The 15,184-nt window shown below is 41.5% G+C and carries 12 protein-coding genes; 3 read left to right on the top strand and 9 right to left on the bottom strand.

Features of this window, described 5'->3' with window-relative positions:
• From L4D09_RS21680 to L4D09_RS21670, 3 genes are all read right to left on the bottom strand, one after another.
• A partial coding sequence (locus tag L4D09_RS21680) for a heparinase II/III domain-containing protein (RefSeq protein ID WP_428459615.1) occupies nt 1-1,988 on the bottom strand: 1,988 nt, incomplete at its 3' end.
• Between the two features lie 110 nt (nt 1,989-2,098).
• On the bottom strand, nt 2,099-3,505 hold the full coding sequence (gene uxaC / locus L4D09_RS21675) for a glucuronate isomerase (RefSeq protein WP_428459614.1): 1,407 nt from the start codon (nt 3,503-3,505) through the stop codon (nt 2,099-2,101).
• Between the two features lie 64 nt (nt 3,506-3,569).
• Nucleotides 3,570-4,556 carry a TRAP transporter substrate-binding protein gene (locus L4D09_RS21670; protein WP_428459613.1) on the bottom strand — a complete coding sequence of 329 codons (987 nt, stop codon included), beginning with the start codon at nt 4,554-4,556 and terminating at the stop codon, nt 3,570-3,572.
• A 216-nt stretch (nt 4,557-4,772) separates the two neighbouring features.
• Between L4D09_RS21670 and L4D09_RS21665 the strand changes: the two genes are divergently transcribed.
• Together L4D09_RS21665 and L4D09_RS21660 are read left to right on the top strand one after the other, a co-directional pair.
• Nucleotides 4,773-5,285, top strand: a complete 513-nt coding sequence (locus L4D09_RS21665; RefSeq protein ID WP_428459612.1) for a TRAP transporter small permease — start codon at nt 4,773-4,775, stop codon at nt 5,283-5,285.
• Nucleotides 5,286-5,298: 13 nt separating this feature from the next.
• Entirely contained in the window at nt 5,299-6,612 is a 1,314-nt protein-coding gene (locus L4D09_RS21660) for a TRAP transporter large permease (RefSeq protein WP_428459611.1), read from the top strand.
• 78 nt (nt 6,613-6,690) lie between these two features.
• Here the strand turns inward: L4D09_RS21660 and L4D09_RS21655 are convergent, their stop codons facing one another.
• Nucleotides 6,691-7,518 (bottom strand): sugar phosphate isomerase/epimerase family protein, encoded by an 828-nt coding sequence (locus L4D09_RS21655; protein ID WP_428459610.1) that lies wholly within the window; start codon nt 7,516-7,518, stop codon nt 6,691-6,693.
• A 258-nt stretch (nt 7,519-7,776) separates the two neighbouring features.
• Entirely contained in the window at nt 7,777-8,421 is a 645-nt protein-coding gene (locus L4D09_RS21650; protein ID WP_428459609.1) for an RpiB/LacA/LacB family sugar-phosphate isomerase, read from the bottom strand.
• Between the two features lie 470 nt (nt 8,422-8,891).
• Between L4D09_RS21650 and L4D09_RS21645 the strand changes: the two genes are divergently transcribed.
• On the top strand, nt 8,892-9,218 hold the full coding sequence (locus L4D09_RS21645) for a cupin domain-containing protein (protein ID WP_428459608.1): 327 nt from the start codon (nt 8,892-8,894) through the stop codon (nt 9,216-9,218).
• Between the two features lie 189 nt (nt 9,219-9,407).
• Here the strand turns inward: L4D09_RS21645 and kduD are convergent, their stop codons facing one another.
• The 4 genes from kduD to L4D09_RS21625 all read right to left on the bottom strand — a co-directional run bounded on the left by kduD (nt 9,408) and on the right by L4D09_RS21625 (nt 14,794).
• Nucleotides 9,408-10,169, bottom strand: a complete 762-nt coding sequence (gene kduD / locus L4D09_RS21640) for a 2-dehydro-3-deoxy-D-gluconate 5-dehydrogenase KduD (RefSeq protein WP_428459607.1) — start codon at nt 10,167-10,169, stop codon at nt 9,408-9,410.
• Between the two features lie 237 nt (nt 10,170-10,406).
• Nucleotides 10,407-12,182, bottom strand: coding sequence for a sodium:solute symporter family transporter (locus tag L4D09_RS21635; protein WP_428459606.1), 1,776 nt, complete (start codon nt 12,180-12,182; stop codon nt 10,407-10,409).
• A gap of 289 nt (nt 12,183-12,471) precedes the next feature.
• Entirely contained in the window at nt 12,472-13,194 is a 723-nt protein-coding gene (locus L4D09_RS21630) for an oligogalacturonate-specific porin KdgM family protein (protein WP_428459605.1), read from the bottom strand.
• A 37-nt stretch (nt 13,195-13,231) separates the two neighbouring features.
• Nucleotides 13,232-14,794, bottom strand: a complete 1,563-nt coding sequence (locus L4D09_RS21625) for a sulfatase family protein (protein WP_428459604.1) — start codon at nt 14,792-14,794, stop codon at nt 13,232-13,234.
• Nucleotides 14,795-15,184 lie beyond the last annotated feature (390 nt).

The raw sequence follows: 15,184 nt of genomic DNA, 5'->3' as shown, positions 1-15,184 counted from the left end.
ATCTTGCCATTATCAAAGTTAACTTCTATTTCCTTCGTATGGCCAGATAAACTAAATACAATGTTTATTGAGTTATCTTCCCAGTTTGCTGACTCAAGTTGGTATTGACCAACCAAATCATGAAGGACGACATTCTTTAAGTGTTGCTGGCTGCTTCGCAGTAGTAGATAGGCTAATTCTGATGTAGCGGGATTATCAGGGGCCAAACCGGTCAGCCAGTGTTCCCCACCTTCTGTACATAGCTGCTGACGATAAGGTGTTTCTTGGCCAACATCATATTCAAAGTGTGTTACACCATTTGCGATGTCGGTTATTCGACATTGGTTCATACGGGCAAGCGGGCCTTCTAGTGGTGATGAACTCAAATCTTCCCCCGAGATATTCGATACCATCTTGCCACGAGCATGCCACGTTAAATCGAGCTGTTGCTGGTGCGGGTTTTCAATTTGGTTAATTTCAATTGCCGCATCACCAAGCCAGATCACACTTCGACGAAATTTAATATCTTTATAGGATTGTTCATCCCAATGCACAAGGGTGTGGCTGTCAACCTCTGCCGCTGGTAGAGACCAATCAACAAGGGTGTCAATAAACGTTAACGATTCCTGTTGTTTGAAATTGAGCAAAATAGGGTTTGCAGGTGTTTGGTTTTTTTGGTTTACGACAAGTGTGTTATGAGTCGCGGTATTTTTGTAGTAGCCATAATGCAATTCAGCACCATAACCGGTCGTACCTAAGTCAGGAAGAATTTCTTTTCCTTCTTTAATTAAAAGAAGGCCAAGTCGATCGTAGTGATCGTGTTCACCGCCATATGGCGAGTGCTTTAGAAGCATTGCATTATTTGTTTTGTCATTGTTAAGCAGAGTAATACCAGCTTCAGCAGCATGTATGTCTTGTGCTTTTAGTGGCTCAACGTCAGGCAAAGTGTCTACACCATACAGTAAGGCATCCATATTATCACGGCTGACATTTTGGTAAATACTAGCTAGAGCAGATGCGAATAATGGCTCTTTGAATTCACTATAAGCGAACTCAAACAAATGCGTATGAGTTAGTCTTTCTTGCCCTGCGATAACGTCATTGAGCCGCGGGAAGCTACCTGTGTTAAGTACCAACTTCAAAGGAAAAGCTAGCATGGTGTGGTAATGAGGGTTACTTCTTACTGAATGCGGAGTTCCACGGGCCAACTTTTCATATGCCATTAACGCTTGTAATGCGTAATAGTGGTAATGAATAGAACCTTCGAACCACATGCCCTCGCCAACAAGGCCGTGATTTAATTGATAATGGATACCGTATTCAGAATTCAAAGCAAACTCAATATAACGCGGTTCATCAAGAAGAAGGCCAATAACACCAATGGTCGCATTGATTTTCATTTCATGGTTATGAAGTTGCGCGCTACGGTGCTGCATTAGAAAGTCAGCCCCTTCTCTAAGCAAGCGAACTTCAATGTTATTACGTTCTTCAGCAGTTAATGCTTCTTTTACAAAGTCATAGCCAAGGGCAAAATCGAGGTGGCAATTTGCTTCACATAAGGTTTGGGCATTGGCTTTCCCTGGGCCGTTATATGGGATGCCGCCATGTGGTTCATAATCAGGGTAATATTGAGAATATTGCATCAAAATATCGCGCACTTTCTCAAGGTAGTGTTGCTCTCCCGTTATTTGCCACAGTAGACCTAGTTGGTTACACGCTTTTGCATTTAGGCCATTTAACCAACGCCACCAAGCGCCATCATATGGTTCACCAGTAAAGGTTTTACCATCAATAGGGCAGCAGTGCTCTTCTGGTTTGTTTCGATCCCACGTAAGGCGAACACCGTGTTCAGGACAGAAGTAATACAGATTCCATGTCGCGCGATTATCGGGCGGTACTAAGGTATCTGATGACAAGACAACATCATTATCATCAACGATTTGTTGAACGATCTGTTTTGTTGCGCGTTGGCGAATGGAAGAGAGTTGTTGTTGGCTAAACTGTAACATTAATTAAACCCTAGCTTAAAACTGAAAAATAGTGGGTCACTAAGCGATTATTATTCGTTAGATTTTGATACGAAATATTCGATAAGGTGCTATTCACCTTATCGATAGGCTTATAAATTGAAATATTGTTTGGCATTGTAGTAACAGATGCCTTCTACCGTTTGCTTTAATAGTGCTTCATCGTTAGGAAGTTCACCGTCTTCTACCCATTGACCAAGCAGGTTGCAGAGAATACGGCGGAAGTATTCATGGCGAGGCATCGAAAGTAGGCTGCGCGAGTCTGTTAACATGCCAACAAAGCGACCTAGTACACCAATATTCCCTAGTGTCTTAAGTTGATCAACCATGCCTTCTTTTTGATCGTTAAACCACCATGCCGAACCGAATTGAATTTTCCCTGGGCCAAAATCGCTATCTTGATATGCGCCGACGAGTGTTGCTATAACTGCATTATCACGAGGGTTAAGGCTGTAAATAATGGTTTTGGTTAATTGGCGACGGTAGTCTAAATCACTTAGTAATTTACTTAAGTTGTTGGCAAAAATGGTATCGTCCATTGAACTAAAACCAGTTGCCCCACCTAACTCTTCAACACGGCGTTGATTTGGGTCTTGTAGTACACCAATATGAAGTTGCATCGTCCAACCAAGTTCATGGTTCATCTGTCCGATATAATGGAAAATCTGTGTTTTAAATACATCAACTTCATGTTGGTCAATATCATTACCAGCAAGCACTTTTTTAAGTACTAAATCCGCATCTTCTATTGTTGATTCTGCATAAGGAACTGTTTTTATTCCCATGTCAGACAAGCGACAGCCTACTTGGTGGAAGTAAGCAAAGCGCTGAGATAGAGCTGAGAATAAAGAATCAAGAGAATCAATATTGATATTAGTTTTTCCAGCTAGACGATCTACCCAGGATAAAAACTTGTTTGTATTCTCAATATAGAAAAGGTCATCTGAACGGAAGGTTGGCAGTACTTTAATTTCAAAGCCATCTGCAGCCAGCGTTTTGTGATATTCCAGATCACTTAGAGGATCATCTGTTGTACACAATGATTCTACATTCATCATTCGAAGTAGGTTTCTTGCACTATGAGTAGGTTGTGATAATTGACTATTACAAGCTTCCCAAATAGCTTCACTATTCTCTTTATTGATTAATACGTCGACATCGAAATACCTTTGTAATTCAAGATGATTCCAGTGGTATAGTGGATTGCCAATCAAATAAGGAACACTTTCACACCACTTTTCAAATTTGTCGCGTGCATCAGCTTCACCAGTAATGAATTGCTCTTCAATGCCGTTGGCACGCATGGCTCTCCACTTGTAATGGTCATGACCTAGCCAAGCATCAGAAATTGATGAAAATTGAATGTCGTCATGAATCTCTTTAGCGCTTAAATGATTGTGGTAATCAATAATTGGCAGCTGTTTAGCATAAGTATGAAAAAGCTGCTTAGCGGTTTCATTCTGTAGCAAAAAATTGTCGTCAAGGAAGCGTTTGTTCATGATATTTTCTCTGTGAAAGTTTCAGCTACCTGCGCAAGTGCGAAGGTAGCTTTTAAATCGTTATTTATTGCTGTGCAGTTTTTAATTTATTTATGAACTCATAAACTTCTGGTTCGCTTTGCGACAACTCTTGATACATTGGCTCAATCGATTCGATCATTTGGGCGCGTTGTTCTTCAGTAGGCTGAACAATCGTCACTCCCATCGTATCAACCGCTTTTTGTTGCAGTGCCATTTCCATGCCCCAGCCAGTTGTATAGCTATAGTTCATTGCATAGGTTGCAGCTTCACTAATAATTGATTGCTCTTCTTCAGATAAACGATCCCATGCACGGTTACTAATAGTAATTACGTTAGCCATTTGAACATGGTTATCTTCATAGAAGTATTTAGCGATTTCACCGTGACGAGCGGTATACAGCGTTGGACCTGCACCTTCAACACCATCAACCATACCTTGTTGTAACGCTGAGAAGACTTCACCGTAAGGTGTTGGTGTAGGGATAGCACCAATGCTCTCAATCAAACGGATCATTGTGTTTGATTCTTGAACGCGAAGCTTCATTCCTTTTAGGTCTTCAGGGCCGTTGATTGGTTTATTTGAGTAATAACCTCGAGGCGTCATCATGATGTAGCCTAAGCCAAAGAAGCCACGATCTGACGTTGAAGCAAGTAACTCTTGACCAATATCACCCGTTAACACTTCATGCATTTTTTCATTATTTTCAAAAACAAACGGGTAATTAAGTGCTTTGTACATTGGTTCAATATTTTCAAGCATAGACGTGTCGACTTTAGTCATGTCGAGTAATCCGTTACTTACTTGCTCGAGCATCTCACGCTGTGTACCAAGCTGAGAATTCGGGAAGATGCGAACACGAATTTTACCATCCGATTTTTCTTCTACCGATTGTTTGAACATTTCAAAGTATTGGCCAGTAGGGCCATCTGGGTTCGTGTTGTGGCCAAGGCGTAGGGTCGTGGCACTAACAGAAAAAGCACTTAAAGTTAAGCCTGCGATAATGGCCATATTGATTTTAGATACTTTCATTATTTATTCCATCTGGATTATGTAACTTATGGGACTGGCATTAATCATAAAGATAATCTATAGGAATGGTAGAGATCGAAATCACAAATTAATTTTTTCGGAACGCCTTTTCATTTTTATTAAGACAGCGATCTAATATTTGGATATTTCAGATTGAAACTCCGTTTTAATTGTTGACAATGTACCCAGTTATTCCTTTTCTTTGGAGCATTACCAATGTTGATCTTTATAAGAAAGCTCTTCGACAAAGTGATAGGTACTGGGGTCAGTACTCTCACTATAGGCTTAGTTGCTTGTGTCGTTTGGCAAGTATTTTCTCGCTTTGTATTACATTCGCCGAGTACCTCGACTGATGAAATTGCCAGGTTTCTTTTGATGTGGTGTGGCTTAACGGGGTCAGCTTATATGGTTGGCCAAAATCAGCACCTTGCTATTGAAGTATTAGGTGCACGATTAAGCGGAGTGAAAAAGCTTTCTTTGAACATTGTCGTTCAGCTATTTATCGCTAAGTTTTCAGTCATGGTAATGATCTATGGAGGGATAGTTCAGTATCAAAATATCTCGATGACTGGTCAGTTAACGCCATCGCTTGGTATGCCTATGTCGTATATCTATGTGGTTGTGCCAATTTCAGGCTTTATCATATTGATTTATAACATTTTAAATATTGCAGAATATGTAAGCAAAATCATGAGTATTAAATCTGGCTTTGTGCCATCGAAGGCGTAAGGGAGAATCTGTTATGAGTCTTGAAATACAAATGATGTTGGTCATGTTATTGACTTTTGTAATTACGTCATTCGGAATTGGTGTACCGATTGCTTTCTCGATTGGACTATCGACGATCGCAGCAACGTTAATGATGTACCCATTGGAGCAGTCGATTTTAATCGTTGCCCAAAAAATGATCACAGGGGTTGATAACTTTGCCTTCCTTGCTCTGCCATTCTTTATGTTGGCAGGTAATATTATGCGTGTTGGCGGAATAGCAGATAAGCTGATCAATGTCGCTTTGTTGTTGGTTGGCCGATTACCTGGTGCGCTATCTCATACTAACATTGTTGCTAATACGATGTTTGGTACTGTTTCTGGCTCGGCAATTGGTTCAGCAGCGGCTGTTGGTGGTGTAATGGTACCGGCGCAAAAAGCTAAGGGATATGATCCAGCTTTTGCTACAGCAGTAAATATCGCATCATGTCCAATAGGTATGATCATTCCGCCGTCAGGGGCTTTAATTACATACTCCTTGCTAAGTGGTGGTACCTCTATTGCCGGCCTGTTCCTTGCTGGTTATATTCCAGGCTTGCTGATTGCTCTTTCTCTAATGTTTGTGACTTATTTCTGGACAAAACGAAAAGGTTATCCAAAAGAAGACCGCATTACTTTTAAAATTGTTAAGCGCACACTTATTGAGGCACTACCTGCTCTGGGGCTGGTGGTGATTATTCTCGGTGGGATTATTGGCGGAATTTTCACTGCAACAGAAGCCTCTGCTATTGCAGTAGTCTATTCGTTAGGCTTGGCAATGTTTTACTACAAGCAGATGTCTTTCCGTGATATCCCGAAGGTGTTTGGTGAGGCGATGCTATCGGCTACTGTTATTCTGATCCTTATTGGTATTTCAAGTTCAATGTCTTGGACTATGTCTATTGCTGATATTCCATACATGGTTGGCAGTGCAATGCTAGGTTTTTCAGATAACCCTATTGTAGTTCTGTTGCTTATCAACCTTATGCTGCTGTTTATTGGTGTCTTCATGGATGGAGCACCAGCTAAACTTATCTTCATTCCTATCCTGTTACCGATTGTGACCCAATTTGGTATGGATCCAATTCAATTTGGTATCTTAATTACGTTTAACCTTTGTATTGGCTTATGTACTCCTCCTGTTGGTACTGCACTGTTTGCAGGGTGTAAGATTGGTGATGTACCAGTTGCAAGTGTGATTAAACCACTGATTCCATTGTGGATTGCGCAAATTGCGGTGCTAATGCTGATCACTTATGTACCATGGGTTACGATGTGGCTGCCTAACTTGTTTGGGTATGGTTTGTAATTTGTTCAAGTATTATTAAACGTATAACAAAGGCCCGATAATTCGGGCCTTTGTGTGTTTTGAAGATGAATAATACTGTTAGCCGACTAAACTTCTCATCTGTCTTAACATGGTTTCAGCGGTTTCATAATGGTCGCCTTCCCACAGCTGAGGGTTAAGGAATTCACCGGAATAGAAACCGTCATAACCTGTCGCTTGTATCGCACTTACCCACTCATGCAGTGGAATATCCCCTTCACCAAGCAGGCAGCCACGAAGCAGTGTTTCGTCAACCCATGGTTGGCCGACATCAGGTCGTTTACCATCTGACAAGTGAACATTGTAAATCAGCTCTTTATCGATTTTGCTAATCGTTTCAGGTATTGCACCGCGGCATGCCCAGAAGTGCCAAGTATCGAGTACAAAGCCAAAGTTTTCACGATTGACTGCATCATGCAGGCGGTAGTAGTCATCGAGGCTCGCAATGGGCGTCCAAGCAGCGCCTTCATATTGGAAGCGTATACCCCATTCACGACCAATATCAGCAATACTGCGAATATTCTCTGCAGTTAAGCGAATATTATCTTTGACTGATAGGGCGTTCAGAGACTCAAACGCATTGAGCTGGATGGTATCGCAGCCAATTTCATGGGCGAATTTGCACAGTGTTTCAGCCTCTTTAAAGACTTTCTGTTGTGTGTCTCTATCGGCTGCTTCAACCGAGCCGATGATATCGATAGCGGTTGGCTTGAGCCCTGCTGCATTAAGGCGAGCTTTAAAAGCTTCACTGGTTAGCCCTGCATTGATATAACGCCAAAGCTTTTCTGTATGAATCTCAAGTCCTTGGTAACCCGTTTCTTTTGCTAATCGAATATCACTGACAATGTTATTGTGCAGAGAAATCATACCGTGCAGAGCAAATTTCATGGCGCTTCCTTTCCAGAGTAAAATTGTTATGGTTTGAATATTGTTTGCATACGATAAGCATATTACCTGCGTGAAATTTATTTTTCGTTATCTAGATCTATTTATGACCATTTTGGAAAATATTTTTCAATGATTACTAACGAAGAACGAAGAACGAAGAACGAAGCAGGGAATGAGTGAAGATGAAATATGAGGGATAAAAAAACCGCCCAGAAGAGGGCGGTTGTATAGTCTGGCTTTCTAAGTTTGAAATGAAACTTATTTTTCTAATACAGCGAGTACGAATGCTTTAATGTCTTCGTCTTGGCAGTTATCGAAGAAACATTTTTGGAAGCGCTCACCGCTGACGGCTGTTTTAACCAATTCAGGGTCAATCGCTTTTAGCGTATCTAGGTAGTTTTCTTTTACTACAGCAGCTTTAACATCGTTAAGAATACCAGCGTTACGTTGCTGTGGTTCTGCACGCTCAAGTGGGTAGCCTTGGCCACGTACACCTGTAGTGAATGCTTTTTCAAAGATATAGCGAACGTTAAGCTCTGCCCCCCAACCATAACCTTTAGCAAACGCTAGTGCTAGCGCGTTACCGTTGTTGATTTGGTTGAATAGGAAAGCATCAGAAGGATCTAGGCAGTAACCGCACACAACCCCTGGGTGGATGTTTAGAGACATCATCGCACCTTGGCCTGTACCACAGCCTGTTACAACGAAATCAACAGCTTTTGAGTTGATAAGAATGCTTGCCATGATACCTAAGTGGATGTAAGTCAGGTGATGATCGTTTTCATCACTCATGCCAACATTGAATACTGGGTAATCTTGCGCTGAAGCAACAGAATTTAATTCGTTAAGAACAGCCGCGTTCTTGCCTGCTTGGCTGTTTTCCATCATTAGTGCGATTTTCATAACAATCTCTCTCTATCGTTGATGTGCTAATTATATACGAGAGCATAAAAATGAAAAGGCTTTTCAAAAAAATAAAAATCAAAGGTTGTATTGTTATTTCTAAAGTGTGATCTTGCGCTGATTCTGAGTTGGTTCTCTAGTCTTAGGCTTTTTACCCAGAATCGCTACTTATCAGTTTAGAATGTCTTTAAATTATAGTGGCGATATTTGTAAGTGACTGTTTTAAATTAGTTTTATTGGTTATTTTTGCTTGTTATTAATTATTTTCCTCAAAAGGAATGCCGAGTGAAAAGGTGGTTTGACAAAAAACAACACTTATCAGACTATGTTGATCATGAAGCAGGCGTTTACAAAATGAAATGATTTATTATTGAAACGTGATTTCATTTATTTAATTTCCCTGTTGTTTAAGGTAAAGTTAGCGCATTACATTGAAGCGAATAAACAAGACTCATAGAGAAGGTTCAGAAATGTTTGTATTTAATAATGAAATTTCGATTGAAGATTTAGGCGAAGGCGTTAGCCGTAAAATCCTAGCTCATAGTGATAACATGATGTCGGTTGAAGTTCACTTTGAAGACGGTGCTATTGGCGCTCTTCATACTCACCCACATGAGCAGCTAACCTATGTACTGTCTGGTGAGTTTGAATTCACCATCGGTAACGATACTAGAATCGTTAAAGCTGGCGACACAATGTATAAAGAGCCTGAGATTTTGCATGGCTGCCGTTGTTTGAAAGCTGGCATTTTGATCGATACTTTTACACCAATGCGTAAAGATTTTGTTGAAGCATAAGTAAGATAGTTTTTTGTACGTAGTCTTTGCTACGTATAAGGAAAGCATTGAATAAAGCCTGAACAGATATGATGTTCAGGCTTTTTTAGTCTTAGAGCTACTAACGATATCAGGTAGTTATTATTCTTGTTTCTTTGCTGGTGAAAAAGCCCCTTTTACGGGGCATACTCAATGTGTGTGGATATTCGGTTATCGAGCTAACCAGCCTCCATCGACAGCCATTGTGAAACCGTTAATGTAATTTGATGCTTCAGAGGCTAGAAATACTGAAGGGCCTGCGAGATCTGATGGTGTACCCCAGCGATCGGCTGGAATACGATCAAGAATTTCTTGGTTTCTTTTCTCATCGCTACGTAGTTGTTTAGTGTTGTCGGTTGCCATATAGCCAGGGGCAATAGCATTGACATTGATACCGTGTTTAGCCCATTCATTAGCCATTAATTTGGTTAGGCCTGCAACACCACTTTTTGAGGCTGTATATGACGGCACTCTTATTCCGCCTTGGAAAGAAAGCATAGAGGCAATATTAATAATTTTACCGCCATTACCTTGGGCAATGAATTGTTTAGCGACTGCCTGGCAAAGGAAAAAGGTCGTTTTAAGGTTGATGTTCATAACATCGTCCCAATCGGACTCACTGAAGTCAATTGCATCATCACGACGAATGATGCCCGCATTATTTACTAAGATATCGACCTGACCAAATTGCTCTAGCGTACTTTTGATAATGGTTGGGATATCATCTAACACCATTAAATTTGCTCGAATATCAATAAATTGACGTCCGAGTGCTTCTACTTTCGTTTTTGTTACTTCACTCCCTGAAGAGCTCACCCCAACAATATTACACCCTGCTTGTGCAAGACCAATTGCAATCCCTTGCCCTAAGCCTCGGTTGCAGCCAGTAATGATGGCAACTTTACCTTCAAGGTTAAATGTATTTAGTATCATAAAACTTCCTAATGAATAGCTGTTGGGTATCGGTGAATGATTGAGAGTAGCGCCTGACGTTATAATATCATTATGTCGTGTCATTTCAACAAAAAAGGAATTGCGTTTCATTTTTGTTGTTGATGTCTGAGTTGGAACTACACATTCTTCATATTCAGAAGGTTAAGGTAAATAGGAATAGATGTAGTAGGGCTTAGCTGATGTCTTTTGGAAGGAAATCGAACATCTACATTTTTGTTAGGGTTTGGTTGCCATGCCAGTTTTTTCTATCGGGCTACTGTTGGCGCTCTGTTTTAATAGATAACCAATGCTGAGGATAACTGCTGCGCAACCAAGGAACATTACTCGTCCCCATAGTGGGTTGGGTAAAAGCATCATTGCAAGTAAACCTGTTCCCATTATTATGGTAATCGTCCCCAGCTTCTCACGTTGCATCCTATCGAATTGCTCCTGTGAATCTCCAGCAATGCATTCTGTATTAATATTCTTAAAGAAAGTATCGACCTCGTGCTTTTCTTCCTTTGTAAGGGATTCTTCTTTGTATAACAGCGTAGTTGCCCAGAAGAAACCAGTAGTAAGGAATAGGTGAGCTGCTATTGCAATCATATTCCGTAGTTCCGAAACTTCACGGCGAGTAAATTCGATATCCAGCAAATTACCAAGTGCAGCTGGCGTAAAGACATTGACACATAACCAAGAAACGAACATACCGAAAACAACAGTTCCCCACGCTGCCCAGCGCGGTGTTTTCTTAATGAACATACCCATGAATAGCGGTACAAGGATTGGTGATGAAGCTAGTGTAGAGACCGTCATCATCAGCTCGAATAGGCTAAGCTCTTTCAGATTAGCGAACAGTTGAGCAACCAGAATGACGATAATACCATTTACGATACAGGTGATTTGGCCAACACGAAGTTGTGACTTCTCATTACCTGGCTTGTTCTTGCAAACAATAGGGGTCCAGAAACTACGAACAAAAATACCAGAGTTACGATTTAGTGCTGAATCCATCGATGACATAGTTGCCGCGAAGATACCGGCAACCAGTAAGCCAACAGTGCCAGTCGGCATCGTATTTTCAGCAAACACAAGGTATACCGCATCGGATGCTTTACTACCAAGTGCTGCATATTGAGTTGCAGCTTCCGGGTATAGGATTGCAGATGCCCATGGTGGGATGAACCAAATTAAGCTACCGACAGCCATAAGGCCCATTGCCATGAGGGCTGCTTTACTAGCATTTTTAGAATCTTTCGCATTCAAAAACCGATATGAGTCCTGCATGTTATTGATGTTCTGTACCTGTTTGACAAAGAAAAACAGAAAAGTACCAACAATAATTAGTGGGTAGTTCATATCAGGACCCATAACGAATCCAGACGGGAAGTTGGTGACGATCTCGGCAGGTCCACCCACAGCGATAAGTGCAACTATCGCACATGCAACAGAAATAACAGCGACAACAAGTGTTTGTACAAAGTCAGATGCTACGACCCCCCATGCGCCACTAAGCAGTGATATAGTAAGCACCGCAAGGCCTGTTAGCCATATGGTCGTTGTCATATCGAAGCCAAAAGCGGCTCCTACAAAGACAGATAGCCCGTTCAGCCACACAGCAGCATTTAAGATGCTTAATGGAATGATCGCCCAAGTAAAAAATTGTTCGTTGGTACTACCAAACCGATTACGAATCGCCTGAGTAGGAGTATCGACACGTGTTTGGCGAAAGCGTTTAGCAAACCATAGGTACGATGCACCATATGCTAATATATTGCCTACGAAGATAGCTGCTGCAAGCATGCCATCATTAAAACCTTTACCAGCAGCACCTGTAAATGTCCAAGCACTGAACTGGGTCATGAATGCGGTAGAACCAACCATCCACCATAGCATTCGTCCACCACCACGGAAGTAGTCACTGGAAGAGTTAGTGGCCATTTTCTTAAAGGCGAGGCTAATGAATATCATCAGCATAAAGTACCCGCCTATTACCATAACCTCTATATTCATAGTGTTCTCTTGATTATGCCAACATAAGCTTGTGGTTGGTTGTGACTTTTAGTTTAAGTTGGTGGTAAGAGTTTATGAGTTATTAATTAGAGAATACTCGTGATCTGATCCTTGCTGAGTATCTATTTCGATTCTTTCCCCATCACTGTTAATCGTTTTACGCTAAGGCGACAGAATGTAATTGGTTAAGAATAGACGCGCTTTTGCCTGCATTTCTGGTTTGCTAAATGAAAAATCCCCCAGTGACGCTTAATCATTGGGGGATTTGTTTATTTAATTCGTGGTGAAATTACCAAGTATATTTGATCCCAACACGGTAGCGGTTTTGACGTTCATCGCTAGTGCTATTCACTTTCACATTACCGAATTCAACGAATGGACGCCATAAGTCACCATTAGCGGCTTTGTAAGCGTAAAGCAGGCGGAAGTTGTGTAGGTAATCTGTTTTACCATCGTCAAACAGGTTTTGACCGTTGCTTTCCATCTCGCGCCAAATATTGAACTCGTATTGGAAATCCCAGTTACCGGTGTTGTAACCGAGCCAGGTATCAAATTGTTGGATCTTCGAGTGATAGCTATCGCCGTTAACACCTGTTTGGCCATAATCCCATAGCTTCCACTTATATCGACCTTGAACTCGGAAGCCATTGTCGAAGGCGTAATTCAAACGCGCATAAGGGACGTAAACAATACCTGCTGATGTGAAATCAAGGGATGAACCTAGTAAGTAAACGGTGTTATCGTTCAGTTTGTCGTAGTAGAAAGCGGAAAATTCCGAGCCGCCCATCGTCATAGAGTCGAAAGCGCCATCTTCGTTTGAGTAACGCGCATCAAGCTCAAAACCAATATTTTTGCCGGTATCGAGAAATACCTTGAAACGGTCGCCGTGACTCTTAGATTCATCAGAGTATTGATGACGGTATTCAACCGTTGTTTTGTAGTCGTTGGCGACAGCGTGAGAAGCCGTTGCTAAAAGCATCGAAGCAGCAACGAATTTAATTGTTGTTTTCATAATTACCTTTCTAACTGTAATAGGATTGTGTAAATAATTAGGTGTAAGCATTTGCGCTACTGGCTGGCACTTCTGTTGGTCGCCATGGGTCACCAGTATGTTCAAGCCATGGAAGTAGCTCTTCCTCGACTAATTTTTTAATTAGGCTTTCGTTTTGCTCTGCAATGTTTTGCATTTGGTATGGATCGCTGACGTTGTCATGGAGAACGAAAGTGAGCGGTTTACCAATTTTTCTGTCAATCATCAGGGTGTAGCGATCAGTACGTACACCACGTCGCCCGTAAGACTGGCCGCCATAAGGCATAAAGGTATAAATTTGCGAGGTCGGTTTTTTATCGCCTTCAATGCCTGACACGGTATTGGCATAGTTGAAGCCCTCAACCGTGTCTGGAATTTGATCTGATATACCCATTAAGCCAAAAATGGTTGGGTAGATATCCGGTGCAGAGAACAGCAAATCGTCAGTATTTGGTGATAACGTGCCAGGCCAGCGGAAGATCATTGGAATGCGCATAGACTCTTCATAGTGAACATTCTTGGTTGGATTACCATTTGAACCCATGCAGCAGCCGTGATCGGAGAAAAAGACCACTAATGTATCTTCTTCAAGGTTAAGGCGTTCTAGCTCATCGATGATTCGACCAAACTGTTCGTCAACGCCGTTTACCATAGCCATATACTCTTTGAAGTATTTCGGGCCATAACCATCAAGGTATTCTTTGTCCCAATTTACGTTCGGGCGAGTGTTTAGGCTTTCAGATGTTTCGTCTTCATAACGATCTAGGTATTTTTGCGGTACCTGATCATAAGGTGAGTGCGGCGGATTCATTGATACGACAAGTGTGAACGGCTTATCGTTGTCGCGGTAATTACCCCCTTCATTGCGTAGGTACTTTATGGCTATATCGGCTTCGTGCTCTGGGCTCCACTGGTCGATCACCAGCGGTTTATCCCGTGGTGTATCGTTGGTCCAATAGATAGGCTTCATATGTAGATCATAGGTGCCATAGGCGTACCAAAAATCAAATCCATGACGGCGATCTGGCGCCGTCCAATCATTCCAATAACGGCCTTCCATTGGGTTGTTATAGCTAGGTACGAAGGGAGCTTCAGGCGTATCAAGGTGCCATTTCCCGATATAGCCCATGTTGTAGCCATTGCGCTTCAGAATATCTGACCATGTAACAGTGCTTTTTTTCAGTTCAATACCAAAGTCTTTACCGCCAAAGTTCCCCGGCATCGCGGTATGGCTATTACCTTGAATACCGTTACGGTAAGGGTATTGCCCTGTCATTAACATGCCACGAAATGGTGTACACAAAGGAAAGTTTGAGACCGCTTGGCGTAAGAACACACCTTGTTTAGCAAAACGGTTAATGTTTGGCGTATCAGATCGGTCTTGGTTCATAAAGCCTAAAGACTGGGTACGCATTTCATCAGGGAATACGATCAATAGGTTGGGTTTCTTCTTTTGTTGACCTTCAGATTCTGCTGTTGCCAAAGAAGATTGAACCGAACTACAACCGGTGGTGGCTGCTGTAGCGGCAACAGCACTGGTTGCCGCCATTCCTTTCAATAGATTTCGTCGTGTTATGGACATGTAAAGCTCCTGAGGTTTCGATATTCCGTGCTAACTAAATGAAAGTACTCGTGCGTCATTTAGTTATGCTTTTCATTCGTTTGCTTTTGTTGTTCTGCGAATTGCTGTGGATCGTAAGTTATCGAAAGTGTGTTGGCTGTGTAATTGATCACAAAAAGTAAATCGAAAGAAAAAAAGGTTTGTTACGAAAGTAATAAAAGACTTAAAAAAAGAAAAGAAAGGTGATTAGTGATGGGCTATTACGGTTTTTGGTTTGGCTTTCGGCTTTTCGAAGGTTATTATAGGACTCAATGCGTAAGGTTACGCAAGAGAAACGCAATAATACGAAAGAGTGTGAAAGAGATCAAAAGTTTTTAACTTCCGTATTGTTGCTTTCGTTTTTAGGTGTAA

This window comes from Photobacterium makurazakiensis (genome assembly GCF_050336715.1).
Taxonomy (GTDB): Bacteria; Pseudomonadota; Gammaproteobacteria; order Enterobacterales; family Vibrionaceae; genus Photobacterium; species Photobacterium makurazakiensis.
Note: the sequence above shows the minus strand (reverse complement) of the source record. Positions and strands in the feature narration are given on the sequence as shown.